The 1,634-nt window shown below is 35.2% G+C and carries 4 protein-coding genes; 3 read left to right on the top strand and 1 reads right to left on the bottom strand.

Features of this window, described 5'->3' with window-relative positions:
- Positions 1-43: 43 nt before the first annotated feature.
- The 3 genes from WH37_RS35885 (at position 44) to WH37_RS35880 (ending at position 1,429) form a co-directional block, all read left to right on the top strand.
- Entirely contained in the window at positions 44-220 is a 177-nt protein-coding gene (locus WH37_RS35885; protein WP_156182445.1) for a hypothetical protein, read from the top strand.
- Positions 221-376: 156 nt separating this feature from the next.
- The gene (locus WH37_RS33050) at positions 377-781 is read left to right on the top strand and encodes a TniQ family protein (protein ID WP_046234929.1); all 405 of its coding nucleotides are present in this window, start codon (positions 377-379) and stop codon (positions 779-781) included.
- A gap of 39 nt (positions 782-820) precedes the next feature.
- Complete coding sequence (locus WH37_RS35880; RefSeq protein WP_143088725.1) at positions 821-1,429, top strand: hypothetical protein; 609 nt, start codon at positions 821-823, stop codon at positions 1,427-1,429.
- Here the strand turns inward: WH37_RS35880 and WH37_RS33045 are convergent.
- Positions 1,373-1,634, bottom strand: a 262-nt coding sequence (locus WH37_RS33045; RefSeq protein WP_046234928.1) for an IS3 family transposase, incomplete at its 5' end; no start/stop codon positions are given. The genes WH37_RS35880 and WH37_RS33045 overlap by 57 nt on opposite strands.

Raw genomic sequence — 1,634 nt, 5'->3', positions numbered from 1 at the left:
TTGTAGTTTGAAAAGCTTTGAAAGAACGAGATAAAGAGAGCATGTGTCCAAATTTAAGGGGTTAATCCGGATTGAGAACGATGAAGATGCAGATAAAACATCGAACGAAAAGAAAGGCAAAGGGAAGTCTAATAAAGGGAAACCGGGAGAACGTAAGCCGAAAAGAGATGCTACTGGTTGGAGTACCGAAGAAACAGGATCAGAAACAGATGCGATGTAGTGTGAGGATTATTGTTTCGAGATTAAAGATGTGCTTAGTATCAAAAAACTAACAGGCTGCAGAACCAATGTAGCGATAATTTCATTATCAATCTGTCGGTTTAAGCAGCCGTGTTAATTTAATCAAATTAAATTGACTCAAACAAAGGTGAATTAAGTGAGTAATGTTTATAACAAAAAAAGAATTAGTTTTGGAACTTGGAATCTCACCGAAATAAATGTGCCTGAAAGAAGTAAATTACATTCTCTTGAACCAATAGGAGTTGGTACTGAGGTAGTAGAAAGTTTAACTAGTTATATTGGAAGGCTAGCTGAGTCTCATAATATAACAACAGGAGTTCTACTTAAAAACATATTAGGCCCTCAATCTAATAAAAAGTACTTGTTTGAAGTTAAAAACCAGACAAAAAATCCGAATTCTTTTAGAGACTACATAAACAATTATGGTGTGATTGCAAGAGAGTTTGTACTTACAATTGAACAATTGACCTTGAGAAATGACATACAATACTTAACGTTAGTACCATGGAATGGTTTTGTCGGAAAGCGTCGATTGTTATAGGAGTTTCGAACATGGTGTTCAAAATGCTTAGAAGAGAATGTGAGGTTTGGTAGAGAATTATATGAACCATTAATTTGGCAATTTAAAATGATTAATAAGTGCCAAAAGCATAATGTTAATTTATTGATGACTTGTTCTTTTTGTAAGCAACGTAATGGTGTATTAACTCAAATTCATAGAGTGGGTTATTGTCAGAAATGCAACAATCCATTATGGTTGATGCCTGAAGAATTAATTGAGCAACCAAGCTCATCTTGGGAGGAGTGGGTAACAAATAATATAAGTTTCTTATTAAAAAAACACATGGAAATTGCCTCAAGGGAACGTAACAAAATGCCCGAACTTATTAAATGGTTAATAAATAAATCCCCCGTTAGTACTGCTTATTATTTTGCTAAATATTTTCGGTTAAGAGAAGGGGCAGTATTTAAATGGTTGGCTGGTGAAACAACCCCAAGGTTTGAAACTTTATTGAAAATATCTTATTTTTATAACATTCCCCTTTTTGATTTACTGTATAAGCAACTTGATAGAATAGATGACAGGGAATTTAATCTCGAAGCAATTGTGCAGTGGATTGTCAACAGTAAATCAAACAACTTTTTTAAGGGCTGTAAGGCGATACTGAACAGGCGTCATATAGCCTAAAGTTCCATGAATACGATGTTGATTGAACCAATGAACATAATCGTATAGCTCCAGCTCCAAGTGACCAAGACTCTGAAAGTTCATCTGATTCACGAACTCCGTTTTCATGATTTTATAGGTGGCTTCGGCCACAGCGTTGTCATATGGGCAACCTTTCGCACTCAGCGATCGTCCAATTTCAAACGTCTCTAAAAGCTCATCCATC

Origin of the sequence: Paenibacillus algorifonticola, from assembly GCF_000971975.1 — a bacterium.
Lineage (GTDB): Bacteria > Bacillota > Bacilli > Paenibacillales > Paenibacillaceae > Pristimantibacillus > Pristimantibacillus algorifonticola.
Note: the sequence above shows the minus strand (reverse complement) of the source record. Positions and strands in the feature narration are given on the sequence as shown.